The following is a 21,450-nucleotide window of genomic DNA, read 5'->3' on the forward strand; positions in this document are numbered from 1 at the left end:
GATTTTTTTAAGCCCACAAAAGGGGGCTTGGGTAAGTGCACCCTTTTGCAAAGATCCATAGCAACTGAAATTTATTTTAAAATTGGCTTGACTTTATATAGTTGGTCTACGCCGTTGGGGTCAGGGGATTCTATCCGGTCGACAGGACCAGATCCCCGAAGGACCGATGCAGGCGGGCCGCCCGTATGGCCGGCCCACGTTCGCCGATCTGACGGAAGACCTCGTTGTCCATCCCACCCTCCGACCCTGACGCCGTAGGGGCGCGCCGCAGGCACGCCCTTCCCTGGCCTCCGGTTTTATACAATCAAAAGGACCTGGCTCATCCGGCCAGGTCCTATCCTGAAGCTTCCGACTTCCGACTAAAAAAGGGACTGTTGCACATGCAACAGTCCCTTTTTTTCCGTATCTTATTTAAACATATTGATGAACACCATCAGGATACCGGAGTTGCAGAAGTCCACGAACATGGCCCCTACCAGCGGTACCGCGAAGAATGCCCGGGGAGCCGGACCATAGTTGGCGGTGATGGCGCTCATGTTGGCCATGGCGTTGGGGGTTGCGCCCATACCAAAGCCGCACACGGCGGAAACTTCAACAGCCGCATCGTAGTCCTTGCCCATGGCGTTGAATACCACGAAGGTGGTGTACAGAGCCATGAACACAACCTGTACAGCAGCGATGATGGCCAGAGGGCCGGCGATGTCGAACAGTTCCCAGATCCGCAGGCTCATCATGGCCAGGGACAGGAAGATGTTCAGACCCACATCCCCAACGGTGCCGATTTCCTGCATGGGAACAGGCAGCCCCTTGCAGTTATCGGAGATGTTCCGGATGATGGCAGCCACGATCATGGATCCGATGTATCCAGGGAACGTCAGGCCAACGCTGGTGAAGAACTTGCTGACGATGGTCCCGATACCCATGGCAACCAGGATTTCGCCGGTAGCCAGCATGAAGTTTTCCGGAGTCATGGCCAGGGTGGCATTTTCTTCCATGCTCTGGGCCTTTTCATTGGCCCCTTCCTGGTCTTCCTTGGTGCTGTGCAGATGGAATTTTTCCAGCAGACGGTGAGCCACAGGGCCGCCCATCAGGGACCCGGAGATCAGACCGAAAGTAGCCATGGCGATGGCCACGGTGGTGGCACGGTCAACGCCAATCCCTTCCAGCATGGGACCGAAAGCCCCGGAAGTACCATGGCCGCCTACCAGAGGAATGGAGCCGGCGCACAGGCCCAGCAGGGGATGCAGGCCGGTAGCCTTGGCCAGGGATACCCCGATGATATCCTGGAAGGTGATCAGTACGGCGCAGATGATGGTCAGGATCAGTACATCACGGCCGCCTTTTTTCAGCAGGGCATAGCTGGCGCTGAACCCTACGCTGGTGAAGAACATGTTCATGAAGAAGCTCTGCTGCACCGTATCCAGTTTGATGGCACCGGTGCCCGCTTCGAACAGAGCCAGGTTGATCAGAGCGAACAGCACACCGCCGATAACCGGGTTGGGGATACAATAGGTTTGGAGAAATTTGATTTTCTGTTTGAGAAATTTACCCAAATAATAAAGTAAGATACCTACAGCCAAAGTTTGGTAAGAATTCAAGGCAAACATTTATTACGTTCCTCCTTTAAGTTCTGTTTTTTCCTACAAGGGTAACCAACACTTCCTCAAGCCGCGACCAGCTGCGTCCCCCCTGCCGGGACTCCCCCATCAGCTGTGCCAGTCCGACCATGCAAGTCTGTAAGGATTCATTCGTAAAATAATTGCTGTGCTGCATGGCCAGCTTCACCGCATAAGGGTGTATCTTCAGAGTGGATGCAATCGCGTCCTGTCGAGCACCTTTTGCCATCAGTTCCTTCACCTGGAGAAGCCGCCGCAAAGAAGCAAAGAGCCGGGATACGATCCCCGTGATCCCTTCGCTGCCGCTGGTGGTCCGTTCCTCTTTCAAGAGAGTCAGCACCTTATCCAGCTTCCTTTCTTCCACCGCATTCCCCAGAGCAAAGCCGGAGATTTCCGGCAATTGCGAGAACATCCGGGCCACATCCTCCTTCTGCCAGATCTTCCGGTCCCCTGCGTACAGGGCGATCTTGGCGATTTCCTGCTGCAAAAACAGCAGGGGCACCGTTTCCGCCGCCGATACGTATTCCTGGATCAGATTCATGGCATCCGGAGCGAACCGGGCTCCATAGGCCTCCGCCTGGCTCCGCAGCCAGGGCTGGAGCTGGTAGGCACGGACAGGGGCACATTCCACCACCGCCGCCTCCCGGCTCATGGTCTTGTAAAAAGACTGCCTTTTGTCCAGCTTGGTGCACAGGCAATAGACGTAAGAATACTCCGGCACATCCTTCAGCAGTTCCGTGAACTGCTCCAAAGGCGTGGCCGTTTTCTTCCTGCCCTTCCCTGCCGGCTTCCGTTCCTTCTTTTCCTTTTCGCCCAGCATCCGGGGGTCCTCAATGACCACCCAGTTGCCGCCCCCGAAAAAAGGGACGCTGTTAATGGCTTCCCGCAGTGCTTCCAGTTCAAAGTCCTTTTGGAAATTCCAGACCGCCGGTTCCGCATCCGGGGCAAAAGCCCGCTGGCGGAACGCCTGGCCCACGGCTTTCTTAAAGAACTCCTCCTCTCCCCAGGCGATGACAACATGGGGACACGCTGGATTTTTCCGCAGACTTTCCAGAAATACATCAGCCGTTGTATTCACATCGATCCACTCCTAGAAAAAATCTTGTTGCCAGCGATAACTATACCATACAGGACCCCTGCCGTCAAAAACCACCTTGATGGCGCCTCCCGTGTCCGTCCGGGCCACCGGGATGCCAAGCCCGTCCAGCCGCTCCAGCACCTCCCGGTGCGGGTGGCCGAACCGGTTCCCCCGGCCCGCCGAGATCACCCCCAGCCGGGGCGAAACCCCGGCCAGGAACTCCGGACAGGAAGAAGACCGGGAACCATGGTGAGAGACCTTCAGCACATCACTGCGGACAGCCCGGGCCGCCGCCCTCAGCTCCTCTTCCCCGGCAGCATCGCCGGTAAAAAGGACACTGTAAGGACCGGAAACCAGCCGGACAATCCCAGAGTTCTCATTCTCCCCTCCTTCCTTATATTCTGTGGGTGCTTCTACAATTTGTATTATACTCTTTTTTTTGCATATTTTCTGGTTTGTTTGCATTTTGTATACAATTTTTCTGTTTTGTCTAAATTGTTCCAAAGATATCAGTTTTGCTACTGTTTTGGTGGGAAATCCATCAGTTCCTGTCAGATCGGGGGCAGGGAGGGCCAATGCGGAGATGGGGAACCAGTGAGAAAGGCCTGCTGCTCCCCCGGCATGATCCAGATGCCCGTGACTAAGAATCAGAAGATCCACTTTATCAGCTCCCAACCACCGGAGAAAAGGAACCAGGATCCGTTCTCCCGTATCATACTGTCCAGGCAATCCCCCTGTATCCACCACGATGATTTCCCGTTCCGGCGTAACAGCCACAGCACAGTCCCCCTGCCCTACATCCAGAAAATATACCGTAAATGGCTGGGATTGGAACCTGGGCAGAGCCAGTACAGTCACCAGTCCCAAAGAAGCAGCGGCTATGGTTCCTGTTCTCAGACGGGACCGGAATGGCTGGAACCACCCTATTTCCAATACAGACAGAACCAGCAAAATATACAGTGGCCACAGCCACCAGGATACTTGACCCGTAACCAGCTGGGTACCCGGCAGTCTGGCCAGGCTGTTCCCCATCCAAAGAGCCGTTCCCAGCAACTGAGAAACGCCGGCCAGGATAGGCCTTGCGGGAACAATCAGTCCCATACATCCCAAGACCGCGCCAACAGCACTTCCTGTAAGACACAGAGACAGCAAGGGGACCAGAAGTAAATTGGCCCACAGAGAAACCGGAGACAACGAATGGAAATGTTCCACCAGAAATGGCAGACTCAGCAATTGAGCACTGATGGGTACAGCCAGTCCCTGTGCCAAGGGGCAGGGCAGAAAAACACCCAATTTTTCAGCAACAGACCTGCGAAGAGTCATTAAGCCAAGGGCTGCCGTAAAAGACAGCTGGAATCCTGGATCCCGGCACCACCAGGGCTTCCAGGTAAGAAGCAGGATGGCAGCCAGTCCCAGGAAGGCCGTGCCTCTGGCCCGACGGCGGCCTGCTCTGCCCAAGAGGACTCCCATTCCCAGAAGCACCGCCCGACACACCGATGCCCGCAGCCCGCAAAGTACTCCATAGCCCAATAGCAGCACCATAATCAAGGGAATGGCGGCCTTCCGGGGAATATGGAACAAACGGGCGCCTCCTGCAAGAATCCCCATCAGCAATGCCACGTGACTGCCGGATACGGACAGCAGATGGCTCAGCCCACAGCGTTGGAACATCCGGAGTGTCTCAGACGAAATCTGCTGGCTGCCTCCCAGCATCATTCCTTCCAGCAGGGCACTGTCTTCCGGAGCCATGGAATGGCGCAGCTGCTGCCTCAAGGCTTTGCCCAATTTGTAGATCCGGTCCGTCCATGTCAGATTCTGGGACAGGATCCGGCAGTCCCTTCCGTTCACCTGGAGTCTGCCCCCTTCTCCCCGTATGGCTGCCCCTACTTCCGGCATCTGAACTCCCGGATTATAGAATCCATCAATCGGTTGGAGAGGACCTGTTGCCTGGACAACCCCATACTCTGGTTGGAAGGAACCAGCCTTTCGGACAAAGACCCGGATACGGCCCCGTTTTTCTTCCATTAAAAAAGTCATGCTTCCCTGTCGGCTTTTTTTGACTGTCCCTGGGACGATTCTGCCTGTAAATGTATCTCTCTTGGACAGGGCAGATGTCATCCGGGCTGCTGCGGTCTCTTCCATACCACTTCGCCACGCTCCTGCGCAGAACATACAGCCCATGCACACCCCTATCCAGACTTCCCTAGGGAGTTCTTTTTTGCGGATAAATACAATGAAAACTCCCAAAAAGGCCAGTCCTGTAACCCACACCAAAACGGGAAGCCATTTGTCCAGACCTACCCGGACTCCGGCAGCGTAGGCCATGCTGCCTGCCAGTACCGGATCCATCTTACACCTCCACCAGGGCCCGCAGCCGCTGGAATTTGGATGGCCCAATGCCGGAAACATTCTGAAGATCTTCCGGGCTGCGGAAAGGCTGCTGCCGCCGATATTCCACAATCCTTCTGGCCAGCGCCGGCCCTATCCCCGGCAGTCCGGTCAGTTCTTCCACACCTGCCTGGTTCAAGTTCACTCTGCCTGCAGCAGCCGGTGGCGGAAGCCCTGAATCGGCTTCTGCTGCAGGATTGACAGTCCCTGTACCTGGGGTTTCACCCCCAGTTGGGTCAACGGTTCTGGTCTGTACCGGTTTCCTGGCACTTTTTTTCAGGAGCGGGACGTTCACATGACTTCCATCTTTGCACTTTTTGGCCAGATTTACTCTCGTCAGGTCAGCTTCTTCCGTAGCTCCGCCTGCCTCAGCCAACGCTTCCTGATACCGGATGCCAGGTTTTACCTGATACAGTCCCGGTTCCCTAACCGCCCCGCTGATGTAGATGGTAATGGTTTTTGGTTTATCAGCAGGAACTGTAACGCTTGGCCTTTCAGACGGTATTTCCGCTGCTTCCGGAACCGTTTCCCGGGTGGCCCAAAAGCTGCCGCCCACACAAAGGGCCACCAGCACCACCACCGCCCATTTCTTTTTCTCCCATGGATCCATCATTTGCTTCTCCTCCTCAAAAAGATTCTGTAGGGACCCTTCTCCGCGAAAAGGAAAATTCCTTCCTGAGTGGAAAAATCGGGTGGTGAATGGACATTTCTCGTCTTGCATTCCTCCCCCATCTTCGTTACACTGGTACCATAAACAATCGAGGTGACAATTTTGGAACGGGATTATCTGGTTACGGACCGGCCCATGAAGGCCTTTTTTGTTTTTTCCCTCCCCATGATTCTGGGGAACTTCTTCCAACAGCTGTACAACACCGTGGATTCCGCCATTGTGGGGCGGTATGTGGGCGAACAGGCCCTGGCGGCAGTGGGGGCATCCTATGCCCTGACCACCGTGTTCATCAGCATCGCCATCGGCGGGGGCCTGGGAGCCTCAGTGCTGGTGAGCCGGTTTTTCGGAGCCCATGCCTATGACCGGATGAAAGAATCCATTTATACGGCATTTGTGGCCTTTCTGGTGCTCAGCACCGTGCTGGGGGCTTTCGGGTATGTTTCCAGCCGGCAGATCATGGCCTGGCTGAAGACCCCGGCAGAATCCCTTGCCATGGCGGATGTGTACCTGCAGATCTATTTTCTGGGGCTGCCCTTCCTCTTTATGTACAATATCATCTCCGCCACCTTCAACGCCCTGGGGAAATCCCGGTACCCCCTGGTGTTCCTGATCTTTTCCTCCCTGCTCAACGTGGGCCTGGACATCTACATGGTCCGGAACCTGGGCTGGGGGGTGGCGGGGGCTGCCTGGGCCACCCTGATTTCCCAGGGGATCTCGGCGGTGCTGTCCTATGGCGTGTTCCTCCGGCTGATCCGGCCCCTGGGACAGGCCCCCCGGTATTTCAGCCTGGACCTGTTCCGGAAAATGGGCTCCATTGCCCTCCCCTCCATCCTCCAGCAGTCCATCGTATCCATCGGCATGATGCTGGTCCAGAGCGTGGTGAACAGTTTCGGGGCGGCGGCCCTGGCGGGATTCTCCGCGGCCATGCGGATCCAGTACTGCTGCACCGTGCCCATGAGCGCCATCGGCAACGCCATGAGTCCCTACACCGGCCAGAACCTGGGAGCAGGACGGAAAGAACGGGTGATCGAAGGGTACCACAGCGCCAACAAGCTGGTGGTCCTCTATGCCCTGGTGATCCTGGTGGTGCTGGAAGGGTGGAACGAACCCATTATCCGGTTCTTCCTGGGGGACAAAGCCTCCCCCACCGCCCTGGCCACCGGCACCTCCTTTTTGCAGTTCGTTGGGTTCTTCATCAGCCTCATCGGGTTCAAAATGGCAGTGGACGGAGTGCTCCGGGGAGCCGGGGACATGAAGCTGTTCACCCTGGCCAACCTGACCAACCTGGCCCTTCGGGTGGTGATTTCCGTAACCCTGGCCCCCCTGTTCGGCATCCAGATGGTATGGATGGCAGAACCGGCAGGCTGGGCCGCCAACTGGGCCATTTCCTATTACGAGTACCGGACGGGAAAGTGGGAAGGGAAGGTGAAGGTGTGAAAAAAGCCGCCCCTGAGGGTGGCTTTTTTGTCAACGGTCAGCGGCCGGTGGAAGCCGGATGCCTGGCATCCGGCTTTGAACGTTTTTGCCCTCTGGGCGGCCGGGACGGGCGTGCCTGCGGCAAGCCCCTACGCCGTTGGGGTCAGCGGATCACCACGGAAAATCCGGGAAACGGGATTGTCGGGGAATCCGTTTCCGGGACCGTTGTTATCCACTCCGATCCCAGCCAGGCGACCCTTCGATGAAAACCGTTGTTCCCCCATCCTCCGACCCTGACGCCGTAGGGGCGCGCCGCAGGCACGCCCATCCCGGCCGCCGGTTTTCTCCATTCAAAAAGGACCTGGACAAAAATCCAGGTCCTTTCCTTTGGCCATTGACCCTTGGCCCGCGACCAGCCTGCCTCCGGCAGGTCTTTATTTCTTCGGTGCGGCTTCGGGATGGTTCTTTAAATAGGTGTCGTTCTGGGCGATTACGTCCAGGAACACCAGGGGTTCTTTCTTTTCGTTCCGCAGGCCGTGGGACTGACCGGGACGGGCGATGGTCACATCCCCTGCCTTCACCACCGTTTCCTTGCCGGTGCCGTCGGTGAAGATCCCTTCGCCGGATACGATGATATAGGCGTCTTCATTGAAACCGTGTTTGTGGCAGCCGATGGAGGAACCTTTTTTCAGGGTCAGGTAGCAGATTTCCTTGATGGCAGAATCCGGGGCGGCCTTGTCCCGGGCAAAGGCGAATTTCCCGTAGGCAGTGCCCTTCCCTTTGGCTACATCCTGTTTGTCAAAGGTGAACAGATCGCCTTTGTGGTACACCTGTTCATCGGGTTTGAAAGGAGAATCCGGGGATCCGGCGGCAAACACCGTACCGCCCATAAGGGTGGCACCCAGAGTCAGCAGCAAAGCCAGTTTTTTCAGTTTCATGAAAACCCCTCCTCATAAAATTCAAAATAATTGCATATTTATTGTAGCACTTTGTTCGGTCAGCGGCAACGGTTAACGGTAAAGGGGCAGCGGCCGGGACGGGCTCGCCTGCGGCAAGCCCCTACAGCGTTGGGGTCAGGGGATCATCACGGAAAATCCGGAAAACAGGGTTGTCGGGGAATCCGTGGTCAGCGGCCGGCGGAAGCCGGATGCCCGGCATCCGGCTTTGAACGTTTTTGCCCTCTGGGCGGCCGGGACGGGCTCGCCTGCGGCAAGCCCCTACAGCGTTTGGGGTCAGGGGATCATCACGGCGATCCGGGGATCCCAGCCAGGTGACCCTTCGATGAAAACCGTTGTTCCCCCACCCTCCGACCCTGACGCCGTAGGGGCGGGCCCCAGGCACGCCCATCCCGGCCGCCGGTTTTCTCCATGCAAAAAGGACCTGGACAAAAATCCAGGTCCTTTCCTTCGTCTGCTGACCGCTGACGGTGCTGCTGCCAGAGCAGCCGCACCTCACTTGCTCTCAAAAAACGCCTTGTACGCTCGGTAGGTTTCGTAGGCATCGGCTTTGCTCAGCAGGTCGTAGGGGGAATGCATGCTGAGCATGGCGGTGCCGCAGTCCACCACTTCGCAGCCCCAGTCCGCCAGCATGTAGGCGATGGTGCCGCCCCCGCCCTGGTCCACTTTCCCCAGTTCCCCAATCTGCCAGGCCACCTCGGCGTCGTTGAAAATGGTCCGGATTTTCTGGATGAACTCGCTGTTGGCGTCGTTGCTGCCGCCCTTGCCCCGGGCCCCTGTGTATTTGGTAAGGGCCACCCCGTAGCCCAACAGGGCCGAGTTGTCCTTTTCCGTCACTTCCGGGAACATGGGATCCAGGCAACTGTTCACGTCCCCGGAGAGCATTTCGCTGTTTTCCATGGTTTCGTAGAAGTCCAGCAGGGTGCCCCGGTTCTGCAGGGCCAGCAGCTTCATGACAAACTTGGCGAAATAGGAGGACTGCATGCCGGTGTTCCCGTAGGACCCGATTTCTTCCTTGTCCGCAAACAGGGCCGCCTGGGTCTTTTCCCCGGCCCGGGCGTCCAGGATGGCTTCCAGGTTGGCGTAGGAGCACACCCGGTCGTCCTGGCCGTACCCGGCGATGAGGGACCGGTCAAAGCCCACATCCCGGCTTTTCAGGGCGGGCACCAGTTCCAGTTCCGCTGTGGTGAAGTCCTCTTCCTCCACCCCGTAGGTTTCCTTCAACAGGTCCATCAGGGCGTCCTTCACTTTTTTATCCTTGTCCGTATGAGTGCCGATCACCGCCTGGAGCTGTTCCCCGGTGACCCCTTCCGCCAGGGTCTTCTTCATCTGGTCCTGGGCCATGTGGATCAAAAGGTCCGTAATGTAGAACACCGGATCCTTTTCGTCCATGCCGATGTTCACTTCGATTTTCTTCCCTTCTTTGGTGTGGATCACCCCCACCAGGGCCAGAGGGATACAGGGCCACTGATACTTTTTGATGCCCCCGTAGTAATGGGTCCGGAAGTACACCACCCCATCCTGTTCGTGGACCGGGTTCCCTTTCAGGTCCAGCCGGGGAGAATCGATGTGGGAGCCTACGATCTTCAGCCCCTCATGGACCGGTTCCTTCCCGATCACCGCCAGGATGCAGGCCTTGCCCTTCTGGTTCCAGTACACCTTGTCCCCGGGTTTCAGGGTTTCCGCTTCATACAGGGGCTTGAACCCGGCGGCTTCCGCCTGTGCCAGGATCTCCTTTACAGCCAGCCGTTCGGACCGGGCCTTGTCCAGGAAGGCTTTGTACCGTTCCCCGTAGGCCAGAGTCTCTTTCCGTTCTTTTTCATCCATCCGCGCCCAGGCGGATTCTTTTCTGCTGTAGGGTTCCTTCATATTGAAAAACCTCCATTCATTCACTGTACTGTGCCCAGTATACCATATTTTCCCCGGTTACAGGCTTTCCTTTGTTTTCAGGATCCGGTACAAAGACCGGTCCACCTGGTCCTTTGGCAGCTTTCCTTCCCGGATGGCCGCAGCAATGGCCTTATGGACCTTCCGGATGGATTCCGGGTCGTGGCACACCATCACCTGGTCCGCCCCGGCCCCCAGGGCACGCACCGCCGCTTCTTCCAGGGGCCAGGACCCTGCTATGGCCCCCATGGTCAAATCATCGGTCATAATGATCCCGTCGAAATGGAGCCGGTTCCGGAGCAGATCCCCCATGACCTTCTGGGACAGGGAGGCGGGCCAGTCCGGATCCAGGGCCGGATAGTCCACATGGGTCACCATCATGGCGAACCGGGGTTCCGGGAACTTTTCCAGGGCCTCCCGGAAAGGCAGCAGGTCTTCCCGCTCCAGGGTTTCCCGGCTGGCGGAGACGGTGACCCGGCCTTTGTGGGTGTCTTCCTGTCCTTTCCCCAATCCGGGGAAGTGCTTCACACAGGCCATGAGATGGACCTGTTGGTATCCGGCCAGGGCCCTTTCCACAAATTTGGCGGCGGTGGCAGGATGCTTGCTGTAGCTGCGGCCGGCCCCGCTGCCCACGTCCGCCACCGGGGCCAGGTTCAGGTTGATCCCCAGCTGCTTCAGCTGACGGCCGGTTTCCGCTGCCCATTTCTGTGCCATATCCGGGTTCCCGGTGGCCCCGATGGCAGCCTGGGAAGGAGGTGCCGGCAGGGTATCCTTCATCCGGGCCACCTGTCCCCCCTCTTCGTCCAGGCCGATGAACAGGGGTATATCCCCGGACAGGTCCTGGAGCCGGCCGGTCAGGGCCTTTACCTGGGCCGGATTTTCCATGTTCCGGTCAAACAGGATCACCCCACCGTAGGGATGGTCCTTCATTTCCTGCTGGAAGGCTTCCGAAGGGGTCCGGCCCTCCAGACCCACCAGCATCAATTGCCCGGCCTTTTCTTCCGGAGTCATGGCGGCGATTTTTTCGGTGATGGGGTCCGGCTTCGCCAGTTGGCCGCTCCCCGGCCCTTCAGGAAGACGGGGCCGCCGCATCATCCCCCCAAAAGCCACCAGGAAAATACAGAGTATACAAAACCAGAGTTTTTTCATTTTCTTCCCTCACAACAAAAAGAACCCGTCTGCAAAGGCGGGTTCTTTCCTTCGGCCGCTGACTGTGGACAGCTGACCGTTGACAGGCTGCGCAGCAGCCTTATTTGTTCATAAACACCGGTTTCCGTTTTTCCAGGAACGCCTTCATGCCTTCCTTCTGGTCCAAGGTGGCGAAGCAGGTCCCGAAGACCTGGGCTTCGTAGCTGAGACCGGAATCCAGGTCCATGGAAAGGCCCCGGTTGATGGCATCCTTGGCACTGGCAATGGCAATGGGAGCCTTTTTCATGATCTTCCGGCACACTTCTTCGCAGGTGGGGATCAACTGATCCGGTTCCACCACCCGGTTCACCAGGCCGATCCGATGGGCTTCTTCCGCATCCACCATAGCCCCGGTGTAGATCATTTCCTTGGCATAGCCTTTGCCGATGAGCCGGGCCAGGCGCTGGGAACCCCCGAACCCGGGGATGATCCCGTAGTTCACTTCCGGCTGGCCGAACTTGGCGGTAGTGGAAGCGAAACGGAAATCGCAGGCCAGGGCCAGTTCGCAGCCCCCGCCCAGGGCATAGCCGTTGACGGCGGCCACAGCCACCACCGGCAGTTTTTCAATGGCATCGAACACATCATGGCCCAGGTTGGAGAAATCTCTCCCTTCCACGGCAGTCATGGTGCTCATGGCCTTCAGGTCAGCCCCGGCCACAAAGGCCTTTTCTCCGGCGCCCCGGATGATGACAGCCTTCACCGCCGGATCCGTGGCCAGTTTCCCGAAGCAGTCCTTCATTTCCACCAGGGTGGGGGTATCCAGGGCGTTCAGGTATTTGGGACGGTTCACGGTAACCGTGGTCACCCCGTCGTCCGCAATTTCCACCAGCAGATTTTTGTAGTCATACATGGTTTGACACCACCATTCAGCTTATTTGTTGTAGTCGTAGAAGCCCTTGCCGGTCTTCCGGCCCAGATAGCCGGCTTCCACCATCTTTCTCAGGAGAGGAGCCGGACGGTATTTGGGATCCCCAAAGCCCTTGTACAGCACTTCCATAATGGCCAGGACCGTATCGTTGCCGATCAGGTCGGACAGAGCCAGAGGCCCCATGGGATGGTTGAAGCCCAGTTTGGCCACAGCATCGATATCTTCAGCGCTGGCAACCCCTTCGCTGAGGGTGAAGATGGCTTCGTTGATCATGGGGATCATGATCCGGTTGCCCACGAACCCGGGAGCATCGTTGACCTTTACAGGGGTCTTGTCCAGGGCTTTGGCCAGTTCGTACACCTTCTGGAAGGTTTCTTCAGAGGTGCCCAGGCCCTTGGTCACTTCCACCAGCTTCATCACAGGAGCCGGGTTGAAGAAGTGCATGCCGATGAATTTGTCCGGACGGGAAGTGCCGGCAGCCAGCATGGTAATGGAAACGGAAGAGGTGTTGCTGGCGATGATGGCGTCTTTGGGCATCTTTTCGTCCAGTTCCTTGAAGATGCTTTGTTTGATCTTGATGTTTTCCGTAGCGGCTTCGATGGCCAGATGCACATCGCAGGCTTCGGGAGTCAGATCCACAACCCCGTGGATCCGGGCCATGGTGGCTTTTTTGTCATCTTCGGTGATCCGGCCTTTGGCCACGCTGTGGTCCAGGCTCTTTTCGATCTTGGCAATGCCCCGGTCAACGAATTCCTGTTTGATGTCCCGGAGGGTCACTTCCACACCATGTGCAGCCATGACCTGTGCAATGCCGCTGCCCATCTGGCCAGCGCCGATAACCATAACTTTCTGCAGTTCCATAACAAAAAATCTCCTTTACGTTGGTATAGTGAGAAATCCTGCATCCACAGAAGGACTTCTCGGAAATTCCTTCTGTGCAAAGGAAGGGCTGGCAAAAAACCAGCCCTCCTCATGGTCCTTCTTTTCAGAAGGGATTATTTTTTCTTGTCTTTCAGCAGGGCACGGGAGGTTACGATCCGCATAACCTGGTTGGTGCCTTCGTAGATCTGGGTAATCTTGGCGTTCCGCATGTACCGTTCTGCAGGGTAGTCCACGGTGTAGCCGTAGCCGCCGAAGATCTGTACAGCGTCGGTGGTCACTTCCATGGCCACGTCGGAGGCGAAGCACTTGGCCATGGCGGCAGCTTCGGAATAAGGTTTGCCTTCGTTCTTCAGCATGGCGGCATGGTATACCAGATACCGGGCAGCTTCGATCTTGGTGGCCATGTCAGCCATCATGAACTGGAGAGCCTGGAATTTGGAAATGGGCCGACCGAACTGTTCCCGTTCCTTGGAATATTTCACGGCAGCAGCCAGGGCGCCTTCAGCAATACCCAGGGCCTGAGCAGCTACGCCGATACGGCCGCCGTCCAGGGTTTCCATGGCGATCTTGAAGCCTTCCCCTTCTTTGCCCAGCAGGTTTTCTTTGGGGACTTCGCAGTCTTCAAAGATCAGTTCTGCAGTGATGGAGGTGTGGCCGCCCATTTTGTCTTCGATCTTGCCGAAGCGGAAGCCGGGCATGCCCTTTTCCAGGATGAAGGCGGAAATGCCGTGTACACCCTGGCTCTTGTCGGTCATGGCGAATACCACATAGGTATCAGCTTCTTTGCCGTTGGTGATGAAGATCTTGGAGCCGTTCAGGATGTATTTGTCGCCTTTCAGCACAGCCGTGGTCTGCTGAGCGGAAGCATCGGTCCCGGCGGAAGGTTCGGTCAGGCCGAAAGCCCCTACATGGGTGCCTTCTGCAATGGGAGCCAGGTATTTTTGTTTCTGTTCTTCGGTACCGAACATGTAGATCGGGGTAGCGCACAGGGAAACGTTGGCACTCAGGGTGATGCCGGTGCCGTCATCCACCTTGGACAGTTCTTCCACAGCCAGGATGTAGCTCAGTACGTCCAGGCCCATGCCGCCGTATTCTTCCGGGAAGCAGATGCCGCAGAAACCGGCTTCGCCCATCTTGTCGATAAGCTTCCGATCCCAGATATGGTTCTTGTCTCTTTCTTCAACGGTAGGAGCCAGGAATTTTTGAGCAAATTCCGCAGCCATGTCCTTAATCATCTGTTGGTCTTCAGTCAGGTTGAAATCCATAGTATTTGTACCTCTTTCCTTTTGAATGATAGATGATGAAAGGGAACCCTGCTCAGGAAGCAGCGCTCCCTGAACTTCTTAGAGCATTTCCACAACCGTGGCAGTGCCCATGCCGCCGCCGATGCACAGGGTGGCCAGGCCCAGTTTCTTGTTTCTGTGTTTCAGGGCATACAGCAGGGTGACCAGGATACGGGCACCGGATGCACCGATGGGGTGACCCAGGGCGATGGCGCCGCCGTTTACGTTGGTCTTGTCCCAATCCAGCTGGAGTTCACGGCCTACTTCCACCGTCTGGGCTGCGAAAGCTTCGTTGGCTTCCACCAGATCCATGTCTTTCACTTCCAGACCGGCTTTGGCCAGGGCCTTCCGGCTGGCAGGAATGGGCCCGATGCCCATGATGGCAGGATCCACACCGGCAGAAGCGTAGGAAACGATCTTGGCCATGGGCTTCAGACCCAGTTCCTTGGCTTTGTCAGCGGTCATCAGTACCAGAGCGGCAGCCCCGTCGTTCAGGCCGGAAGCGTTGCCGGCGGTAACAGTGCCGCCCTTCTTGAAGGCCGGGCGCAGTTTGGCCAGGACTTCCATGGTGGTTCCTTCTCTGGGGAATTCATCGGTATCGAAGACTTTTTCGCCTTTTTTGGTTTTAATGGTCACAGGGACGATTTCTTCCTTGAAAGCGCCGCTCTTGATGGCTTCGATGGCTCTTGCCTGGCTGCGGGCGGCCACTTCATCCTGGTCTTCCCGGGTAACGCCGAATTTTTCAGCCACGTTTTCAGAGGTGATGCCCATGTGGTAGTCGTTGAACGCATCCCACAGGCCGTCCCGGATCATCACGTCGATCATTTTCTGGTCGCCCATTTTCAGGCCCCAGCGGGATTTCCCGGGAATAGTAAAGGGAGCGTTGGACATGCTTTCCATACCGCCGGCCACTACAATGTCGTTGTCCCCGGCCAGGATGGACTGGGCACCCAGTTCCACGCATTTCAGACCGGAACCGCAGACTTTGTTCACGGTGAAGGCAGGGACTTCCACCGGCATGCCGGCGAAGATGGCGGCCTGACGGGCAGGGTTCTGGCCCAGGCCGGCCTGGAGCACGTTCCCCATAATCACTTCATCCACCATTTCCGGTTTCACGCCGGCTCTCTGCAGGGCTTCCTTGATGACAATGGCGCCCATCTGAGGAGCGGACAGCGGGGTCAGGCTTCCGCCGAACTTACCGATAGCCGTTCTTACAGCACTTACAATGACAACTTCACGCATTTTCAAACCATCCCTTCTAGTTTTGAAATTGAAGCAAACAGTGTCAATCAGCCCGGCAGGACCATGAGGTAAGGGTTCCAGGACCCTGCCGGACTGGTTGGATCAGGAAAAATGCATTCAGGGTTTACTTATGGACTTGATTATACACTAATTATAGCGCAAAGGGAAGCCCCCGGTTTTCTGAAAATTGGCTTTTTACCATCGGATGAAAAAATTTCGAAAAAATGTCCATACCAGCAAAGCCCCCAGCCCCACCAGCAGGAAGCCCACCAGGGTGGGCAGAAGCAGCACCACGGCCAGGATCACCGCCGCTGCCGCCAGTACCAGCCGGCCGTTCAGCTTCACCAGTTCCCAGAGGGACCGCCATTTTTCCTTTTTGGCGGCTTTTTCCTGCTGCCGCCGGATATCCTCCTGGTCGTACACCTTCCAGTCCCCCCGGGGTTCTTCTTCGGTGCCCGTTTCAATGGTCATCCCGTCGAAGGCATCCCGTTCTTCCGCACTCATCACCTGGGCTTCCACATCCTCGTTGGGGGTGCCGCAGCCTGGACAGGCTTCCAGGTCATCAGGATATTCCAATCCGCAGTGTTTACAGATCATGGTCTACTCCTACGCATATCTTGAAAACATCATCAGGAACCCCATCTCGTTGAGATACCGGGGATCCGAAGGCTCCAGCTGCAGCCGGTCCCGGATTTCCGTATAGGCACGGGTCAGATCCCGGTGGGGCACTCCCCCGATTTCCGCCAGGAAAGGCAGTTTCCGGGCCGCCCGCTTCTCGTTGATCTCCAGGAAATTCTCCACCAGGGCCGCCGCCCACACCTGGGGCTCGTACTGGTACAGGGCAGGATACCCTTCCCGGAAATCCTCCCACATGTGCCGGACCAGCCTTACGTCGTTCTGGCCCCGGTCTCCCACCAGGAGGATCTCCTGGGCCAGGCACTCCACCATGTCCATGTCTTCCGCCAGAGGGCCGGGGATATAGCCCTGCTGCCTGGTTTCATAGGGGAACCGGCAGGCTGCCGGGTTCCGGGCCATTTTCAGCAGCAGGCTCCGGCACACCAGTCCGTGGCGGGCCATGAACTGGGGCCAGTCCGCCCCCGGGCACTGGACATCGTACCACCGGAGACATTCCTCCAGGAGTTCCCGGAGCCGTTTCCGGGCCAGGGGACGCAGGGTGCGGCTCTGGAGGCAATTCATGCCCATGCTCCGGTTGTAGAACACATGGCCCAGGATCACCCGGTCCCCCACCGGATCATCCCCGGTGAGATGGAAATTCAGGTTGTACATATCCCCGGTAAGGAAATCCCGGCACAGGAACCGGCTGTTGTCCATCATGTCCTCCACGGTGAACAGGGCCAAAAAGCCGGTGCTCAGTTCGTTGACCATCTGGGGATGGTCCGTGTCTCCCCACTGGCGGAACATTTCCAGGGGAGTCAGGTCGTTGCCTGTCAGGTGGTAATCCATCAGGAAATAATCCCAGAACCCCTGCCAGAAGTCCTCGCCCGGGTCGTTTTCCAGGTCCAGCATGCCCAGGGCCTGTTCATACAGGGTCAGGGCCCGCTGGAAATCCCCGTCGAATTCCTCCTTCTGGTAGAACCGGCGGAGCTCTTCCATGATCCCCCGGACCGCTTCCCAGGCGTTCAGGAACACCTGGCCTTCCGGAGGCGGGGCGCTTCTGGCCTCCCGGTCCTCTTCTCCCGGCAGGTAGTCCCCGTACTGGTCGATGATCCCCAGGGTGCCGTCGTCCCGGAGCAGCAGCTGGGCCGCCAGACGGGGGGCCAGGGCGCTGGCGATCCGTCCCTCCTGTTTCAGGAACAGGTAGAAGGACCCCAGGGTATCCAGAAAGTCCCGGACGGATTCACAGGACACCTGGAAATCCACCACGTTCCGGCCGCACCAGGCCACCAGATCCACAATGTCATCTTCTGTCATTTCATACAGATTGATTTCTCCGTTCTCTGCGTAGATGCACAGCATCAGCAGCTGGTTCCACTGATGCTGCATGGCGGCATCGGTGCTGCCCTGCCAGGCCAGATGGCGGAAATAGGCTTCCGCATCGGTCCGGGCCAGCACCTGGTCCCAGCCAGGGTCGTTGTTGTAAAAGGCTGCTATTGCGTCGTAGACATTTGCCATTGCTTCTCACCTTACTCCATCAAGATTTCCGTCGCTTTTCCGTCCGCGTTCCCCCGGTCAGAGGACACGGGAAGGACACAGGTCCACTACAGGGCACTGGGTGCACTGGGGCTTCCGGGCTTTGCACACCTTCCGGCCGTGCCAGATGAACCAGTGGTGGGCTTCCCCCCATTGGGCCCGGGGGATCAGTTCCATCAGGTCCTGTTCCACTGCCAGGGGTTCCTTGCCCTCTGACAGTCCCAGCCGGTGGGCCACCCGGAACACATGGGTATCCACGGCGATGGCCGGCTGGCCGAAAGCCACGCTGAGCATCACGTCGGCGGTCTTCCGGCCCACACCCGGCAGGCTCAGGAGACTTTTCATATCCTGGGGCACTTCCGAATGGAAGTCTTCCACCAGCTTCCGGCACAGACCCAGGATATTCCGGGCCTTGGACCGGAACAGGCCGCAGTCCCGGATCCTGTCTTCCAGCTGTTCCTGGGTCAGGGCCCCCAGTTTTTCCGGGGTGTCCAGTTCCGGGAACAGCCGGGCGGTGACCTTGTTCACCCGTTCATCGGTGCACTGGGCGGAGAGTACCACCGCCACCAGCAGTTCAAAGGGGGTCCGGTAATGGAGGGCCGTGCCCTGGCCCCGGTAGGTCTCCTCCAGTTTCTGGAGGATGGCCCGGACCCGTTCTTTCTTTCTCATCAGTTGGTCAGGCTCCGTACCGGTGCCGGGATCCGGCCGCCCCGATGGATAAACACATCAGGCTTGAAGGAATTCACGGCAATGATGGGAGCATAGCCCAGGAGACCGCCGAATTCCACCTTGTCCCCTACCTTCTTGCCGGGCACAGGGATCAGCCGGACGGCGGTGGTCTTGTTGTTGATCATGCCCACAGCTGCTTCGTCGGCAATGACGGCGGAGATGGTTTCCGCGGTGGTGTCACCGGGGACGGCGATCATATCCAGGCCCACGGAGCACACGCAGGTCATGGCTTCCAGTTTTTCGATGGTGAGAGACCCTTTTTCCACTGCCGCGATCATGCCCGCATCTTCAGACACAGGGATGAAGGCGCCGCTGAGGCCGCCCACGTAGCTGGAGGCCATCAGGCCGCCTTTTTTCACCGCGTCGTTGAGCATGGCCAGGGCCGCCGTAGTGCCCGGGCAGCCGCAGGATTCCAGGCCGATCTCTTCCAGGATGTGGGCTACGGAATCCCCTACCGCCGGGGTGGGGGCCAGGGACAGGTCGATGATCCCGAACTGGGTGTTCAGCCGTTTGGCCGCTTCCTGGGCCACCAGCTGGCCCACCCGAGTGATCTTGAAGGCAGTCTTCTTGATGGTTTCCGCCACCACCCCGATGTCTTCTCCCCGGACCGCTTCCAGGGCGTGCTTCACTACCCCGGGGCCGGATACCCCTACGTTAATGACGGTTTCCGGTTCGGTGACCCCGTGGAAGGCCCCGGCCATAAAGGGGTTGTCCTGGACCGGGTTGCAGAAGATCACCAGTTTGGCGCAGCCCAGGGCATCCTGGTCCGCGGTGAGACGGGCAGTTTCCTTCACCACCTGACCCATTTCCCGGACCGCGTCCATGTTGATGCCGGCCTTGGTAGAGCCGATGGCCACGGAAGAGCACACGATGTCCGTGGTGGACAGGGCTTCCGGGATGGATTTGATCAGAGTCCGGTCCCCGTGGGTATAGCCTTTTTCCACCAGGGCGCTGAAGCCGCCGATGAAGTTGACCCCTACGGCTTTGGCCGCGTCATCCAGGGCCTTGGCCAGAGGCACGTAGCTGTCGGTTTGGCAGGCTTCCCCCACCAGGGAAATGGGAGTGACGGAGATCCGCTTGTGGATAATGGGCACCCCCAGTTCCCCTTCCAGCTGTTCCCCCACCTTCACCAAGTCTTTAGCCTTGGTGGTGATCTTGTCATAGATCTTTTGGGCGCAGACCTTCACATCCGGATCCGCGCAGTCCCGGAGGCTGATCCCCATGGTGATGGTCCGCACGTCCAGGTTGTTCTGGGTGATCATCCGGGTGGTTTCCAGTACGTCTTTGATTTCGTAGAACATGGATGGGCCTCCTTAGATCCGGTGCATGGCCGTAAAGATCTGTTCGCTCTGGACCCGGATTTCCAGACCCAGTTCTTTGCCCAGGGCGGTGGCCTTTTCCTTCAGGTCTTCCACAGAAACCTGCGCGTTGTCCAGGTCACCGATCAGAACCATATTGAAGAATCCGTCATCAATGTTCTGGTTGATGTTCAGGATGTTCACATTGTTGTCAGCCAGCAGGGTGCTTGCCTTGGCGATGATCCCCACTTTGTCCACACCGACGATAGTCATAACAATACGCATAAATAACAACCTTCCTCTCTTAGAGACTCCGGAATTGCTTGATCAGCTGGAGTTTACAATTTATTATACGATAAATTTTCACCGGCTTCAATGTTACTGAAGGAATCCACAAGGATTTCACGATTTTCCGCGGAGGGTGGAGTAAAGAGGGGAAGAGGGGGGACGGTCGGCTTCCGTCCCACGGCAAAGGAGACCATTTGCCGGAGGCAAATGGTCTTGAACAGAAACGCAGCCCTCGCTGCTAACCCACCACCATTGCGCAGGCGCAACGGTCCCCCGCCCTTGTAAAGGGCGGATAAAAACCTCGGGACATAAAGTCCCTCGTTTTGAGGTACGCGCAATCCTTCGTTTAAGGGTATGCAGACTTACTGCCCTGGTGCCCTAAGCAATGGGCCGCTGGCCCGAGCATATATCCGCCCTTTTCAAGGGCGGGGGACCAGCCGTCAGGCTGGTGGTGGGTTAGCAGCGCCAGCTGCGTTTCTCCATTCCATTCCACTTACCCACCTCCCCATTCCGTACCATATGAAACAAACATTCCCACCCATAATGAGAAAATTATTCGACGAAATCCCCTGGCTGTGATATGATAGGGATACAGGATTTTACTGTCTATATTCAAGGAGGATGGATCATGCAGGAATACAAACCCGTTAAATCTGGGAAAGTTCGTGAAATCTACGATCTGGGCGACAGCCTGATCATGGTGGCTTCTGACCGGATCTCCGCGTTCGACCACATTCTGAAAAACACCATTACCGACAAAGGGGCCGTCCTGACCCAGATGTCCAAATTCTGGTTCGACTATACCAAAGACATCATCCCCAACCACATGATCAGTGTGGACCCGGCGGATATGCCTGAATTCTTCCGGACACCGGAATTTGCCGGCAAGAGCATGAAATGCCGGAAACTGAACATGATCCCTGTGGAATGCATCGTCCGGGGCTACATCACCGGCAGCGGCTGGGAATCCTACAAGGAAAACGGCACCGTCTGCGGCATCAAAATGCCCGAAGGGCTGAAGGAATGCCAGAAGCTCCCTGAACCTCTCTTCACCCCCAGCACCAAAGCAGAACTGGGCGACCATGACGAAAACATCACCGAAGAACAGTGCGTCACCTACCTGGAAAAGATCTTCCCGGGGAAAGGCGCCGAATACACCAAGGCCATCAAGGACGCCACCATCGCCCTGTACAAGAAATGCGCCGACTATGCCCATGAAAGAGGCATCATCATCGCCGACACCAAATTCGAATTCGGCCTGAACGAAAAAGGCGAAGTGGTCCTGGGTGACGAAATGCTCACTCCCGACAGCTCCCGGTTCTGGCCCCTGGCAGGCTACGAAGCCGGCAAGAGCCAGCCTTCCTACGACAAACAGTTCGTCCGTGACTGGCTGAAGGCCCATCCCAACAGCGACTACCTGCTGCCCCAGGATGTAATCGACAGGACCATCGCCAAATACAAAGAAGCCTACGAAATGCTCACCGGAAAGAAGTTCGGAGAGTAATTGGAA

18 protein-coding genes are annotated in these 21,450 nt (G+C 57.4%); 2 read left to right on the forward strand and 16 right to left on the reverse strand.

Annotation, left to right across the window (positions count from 1 at the left end):
* Positions 1 to 407 precede the first annotated feature (407 nt).
* From gltS to ACTQY1_RS08180, 4 genes are read right to left on the reverse strand one after another with little or no spacing between them, the layout of a single operon-like run.
* Positions 408 to 1,607: a sodium/glutamate symporter gene (gltS, locus tag ACTQY1_RS08165; RefSeq protein WP_154487368.1), complete on the reverse strand. Its 1,200-nt coding sequence runs from the start codon at positions 1,605 to 1,607 to the stop codon at positions 408 to 410.
* A gap of 16 nt (positions 1,608 to 1,623) precedes the next feature.
* Positions 1,624 to 2,694, reverse strand: a complete 1,071-nt coding sequence (gene holA / locus ACTQY1_RS08170) for a DNA polymerase III subunit delta (RefSeq protein ID WP_022487229.1) — start codon at positions 2,692 to 2,694, stop codon at positions 1,624 to 1,626.
* Between the two features lie 12 nt (positions 2,695 to 2,706).
* Positions 2,707 to 5,103, reverse strand: coding sequence for a DNA internalization-related competence protein ComEC/Rec2 (locus ACTQY1_RS08175; protein WP_441374035.1), 2,397 nt, complete (start codon positions 5,101 to 5,103; stop codon positions 2,707 to 2,709).
* On the reverse strand, positions 5,045 to 5,695 hold the full coding sequence (locus tag ACTQY1_RS08180; protein WP_441374036.1) for a helix-hairpin-helix domain-containing protein: 651 nt from the start codon (positions 5,693 to 5,695) through the stop codon (positions 5,045 to 5,047). Before ACTQY1_RS08180 ends, ACTQY1_RS08175 begins: the two co-directional genes overlap by 59 nt.
* Positions 5,696 to 5,845: 150 nt before the next feature.
* On the opposite strand from ACTQY1_RS08180, the gene ACTQY1_RS08185 reads away from it, so the two are divergent.
* On the forward strand, positions 5,846 to 7,189 hold the full coding sequence (locus ACTQY1_RS08185; RefSeq protein WP_441374037.1) for an MATE family efflux transporter: 1,344 nt from the start codon (positions 5,846 to 5,848) through the stop codon (positions 7,187 to 7,189).
* A gap of 413 nt (positions 7,190 to 7,602) precedes the next feature.
* Here ACTQY1_RS08185 and ACTQY1_RS08190 read toward each other — a convergent pair whose 3' ends face one another.
* From ACTQY1_RS08190 to ACTQY1_RS08245, 12 genes are all read right to left on the reverse strand, one after another.
* The gene (locus tag ACTQY1_RS08190) at positions 7,603 to 8,058 is read right to left on the reverse strand and encodes a cupin domain-containing protein (RefSeq protein ID WP_154487454.1); all 456 of its coding nucleotides are present in this window, start codon (positions 8,056 to 8,058) and stop codon (positions 7,603 to 7,605) included.
* 561 nt (positions 8,059 to 8,619) lie between these two features.
* Positions 8,620 to 9,993: an aminopeptidase gene (locus ACTQY1_RS08195; protein WP_441374038.1), complete on the reverse strand. Its 1,374-nt coding sequence runs from the start codon at positions 9,991 to 9,993 to the stop codon at positions 8,620 to 8,622.
* A gap of 57 nt (positions 9,994 to 10,050) precedes the next feature.
* Entirely contained in the window at positions 10,051 to 11,160 is a 1,110-nt protein-coding gene (locus ACTQY1_RS08200; protein ID WP_154487376.1) for a glycoside hydrolase family 3 protein, read from the reverse strand.
* 100 nt (positions 11,161 to 11,260) lie between these two features.
* Positions 11,261 to 12,049 (reverse strand): enoyl-CoA hydratase-related protein, encoded by a 789-nt coding sequence (locus ACTQY1_RS08205; RefSeq protein WP_022487220.1) that lies wholly within the window; start codon positions 12,047 to 12,049, stop codon positions 11,261 to 11,263.
* A gap of 21 nt (positions 12,050 to 12,070) precedes the next feature.
* On the reverse strand, positions 12,071 to 12,928 hold the full coding sequence (locus tag ACTQY1_RS08210; protein WP_022487219.1) for a 3-hydroxybutyryl-CoA dehydrogenase: 858 nt from the start codon (positions 12,926 to 12,928) through the stop codon (positions 12,071 to 12,073).
* Positions 12,929 to 13,062: 134 nt separating this feature from the next.
* A complete protein-coding gene (locus ACTQY1_RS08215) occupies positions 13,063 to 14,214 on the reverse strand; it encodes an acyl-CoA dehydrogenase (RefSeq protein ID WP_022487218.1) in 1,152 nt (383 codons plus the stop codon).
* Positions 14,215 to 14,292: 78 nt separating this feature from the next.
* Complete coding sequence (locus ACTQY1_RS08220) at positions 14,293 to 15,474, reverse strand: acetyl-CoA C-acetyltransferase (RefSeq protein ID WP_022487217.1); 1,182 nt, start codon at positions 15,472 to 15,474, stop codon at positions 14,293 to 14,295.
* Positions 15,475 to 15,669: 195 nt separating this feature from the next.
* A complete protein-coding gene (locus tag ACTQY1_RS08225) occupies positions 15,670 to 16,071 on the reverse strand; it encodes a zinc ribbon domain-containing protein (RefSeq protein ID WP_022487216.1) in 402 nt (133 codons plus the stop codon).
* Between the two features lie 9 nt (positions 16,072 to 16,080).
* The gene (locus tag ACTQY1_RS08230) at positions 16,081 to 17,607 is read right to left on the reverse strand and encodes a hypothetical protein (RefSeq protein ID WP_022487215.1); all 1,527 of its coding nucleotides are present in this window, start codon (positions 17,605 to 17,607) and stop codon (positions 16,081 to 16,083) included.
* Positions 17,608 to 17,664: 57 nt separating this feature from the next.
* Positions 17,665 to 18,294 carry an endonuclease III gene (gene nth / locus ACTQY1_RS08235; RefSeq protein WP_022487214.1) on the reverse strand — a complete coding sequence of 210 codons (630 nt, stop codon included), beginning with the start codon at positions 18,292 to 18,294 and terminating at the stop codon, positions 17,665 to 17,667.
* Positions 18,294 to 19,655 carry a PFL family protein gene (locus ACTQY1_RS08240; RefSeq protein WP_022487213.1) on the reverse strand — a complete coding sequence of 454 codons (1,362 nt, stop codon included), beginning with the start codon at positions 19,653 to 19,655 and terminating at the stop codon, positions 18,294 to 18,296. The genes nth and ACTQY1_RS08240 overlap by 1 nt, the downstream gene beginning before the upstream one ends.
* Positions 19,656 to 19,667: 12 nt before the next feature.
* Positions 19,668 to 19,937 carry an ACT domain-containing protein gene (locus ACTQY1_RS08245; protein WP_022487212.1) on the reverse strand — a complete coding sequence of 90 codons (270 nt, stop codon included), beginning with the start codon at positions 19,935 to 19,937 and terminating at the stop codon, positions 19,668 to 19,670.
* 631 nt (positions 19,938 to 20,568) lie between these two features.
* On the opposite strand from ACTQY1_RS08245, the gene ACTQY1_RS08250 reads away from it, so the two are divergent.
* Positions 20,569 to 21,444 carry a phosphoribosylaminoimidazolesuccinocarboxamide synthase gene (locus tag ACTQY1_RS08250; RefSeq protein WP_441374039.1) on the forward strand — a complete coding sequence of 292 codons (876 nt, stop codon included), beginning with the start codon at positions 20,569 to 20,571 and terminating at the stop codon, positions 21,442 to 21,444.
* Positions 21,445 to 21,450: the final 6 nt, after the last annotated feature.

The sequence above is a fragment of the Acidaminococcus sp. HCP3S3_G9_1 genome (genome assembly GCF_052122455.1).
GTDB lineage: Bacteria > Bacillota > Negativicutes > Acidaminococcales > Acidaminococcaceae > Acidaminococcus.

Bases quoted from the DNA above. Each gene is read 5' to 3' on its own strand.
- ACTQY1_RS08230 (WP_022487215.1), bottom strand. From the start codon at position 17,607: ATGGCAAATGTCTACGACGCAATAGCAGCCTTTTACAACAACGACCCT.
- ACTQY1_RS08215 (WP_022487218.1), bottom strand. From the start codon at position 14,214: ATGGATTTCAACCTGACTGAAGACCAACAGATGATTAAGGACATGGCT.
- ACTQY1_RS08195 (WP_441374038.1), bottom strand. From the start codon at position 9,993: ATGAAGGAACCCTACAGCAGAAAAGAATCCGCCTGGGCGCGGATGGAT.
- ACTQY1_RS08220 (WP_022487217.1), bottom strand. From the start codon at position 15,474: ATGCGTGAAGTTGTCATTGTAAGTGCTGTAAGAACGGCTATCGGTAAG.
- ACTQY1_RS08225 (WP_022487216.1), bottom strand. From the start codon at position 16,071: ATGATCTGTAAACACTGCGGATTGGAATATCCTGATGACCTGGAAGCC.
- ACTQY1_RS08245 (WP_022487212.1), bottom strand. From the start codon at position 19,937: ATGCGTATTGTTATGACTATCGTCGGTGTGGACAAAGTGGGGATCATC.
- gltS (WP_154487368.1), bottom strand. From the start codon at position 1,607: ATGTTTGCCTTGAATTCTTACCAAACTTTGGCTGTAGGTATCTTACTT.
- ACTQY1_RS08190 (WP_154487454.1), bottom strand. From the start codon at position 8,058: ATGGGCGGTACGGTGTTTGCCGCCGGATCCCCGGATTCTCCTTTCAAA.
- ACTQY1_RS08175 (WP_441374035.1), bottom strand. From the start codon at position 5,103: ATGTTTCCGGCATTGGGCCATCCAAATTCCAGCGGCTGCGGGCCCTGG.
- ACTQY1_RS08200 (WP_154487376.1), bottom strand. From the start codon at position 11,160: ATGAAAAAACTCTGGTTTTGTATACTCTGTATTTTCCTGGTGGCTTTT.
- ACTQY1_RS08210 (WP_022487219.1), bottom strand. From the start codon at position 12,928: ATGGAACTGCAGAAAGTTATGGTTATCGGCGCTGGCCAGATGGGCAGC.
- ACTQY1_RS08240 (WP_022487213.1), bottom strand. From the start codon at position 19,655: ATGTTCTACGAAATCAAAGACGTACTGGAAACCACCCGGATGATCACC.
- ACTQY1_RS08180 (WP_441374036.1), bottom strand. From the start codon at position 5,695: ATGATGGATCCATGGGAGAAAAAGAAATGGGCGGTGGTGGTGCTGGTG.
- ACTQY1_RS08250 (WP_441374039.1), top strand. From the start codon at position 20,569: ATGCAGGAATACAAACCCGTTAAATCTGGGAAAGTTCGTGAAATCTAC.
- ACTQY1_RS08205 (WP_022487220.1), bottom strand. From the start codon at position 12,049: ATGTATGACTACAAAAATCTGCTGGTGGAAATTGCGGACGACGGGGTG.
- nth (WP_022487214.1), bottom strand. From the start codon at position 18,294: ATGAGAAAGAAAGAACGGGTCCGGGCCATCCTCCAGAAACTGGAGGAG.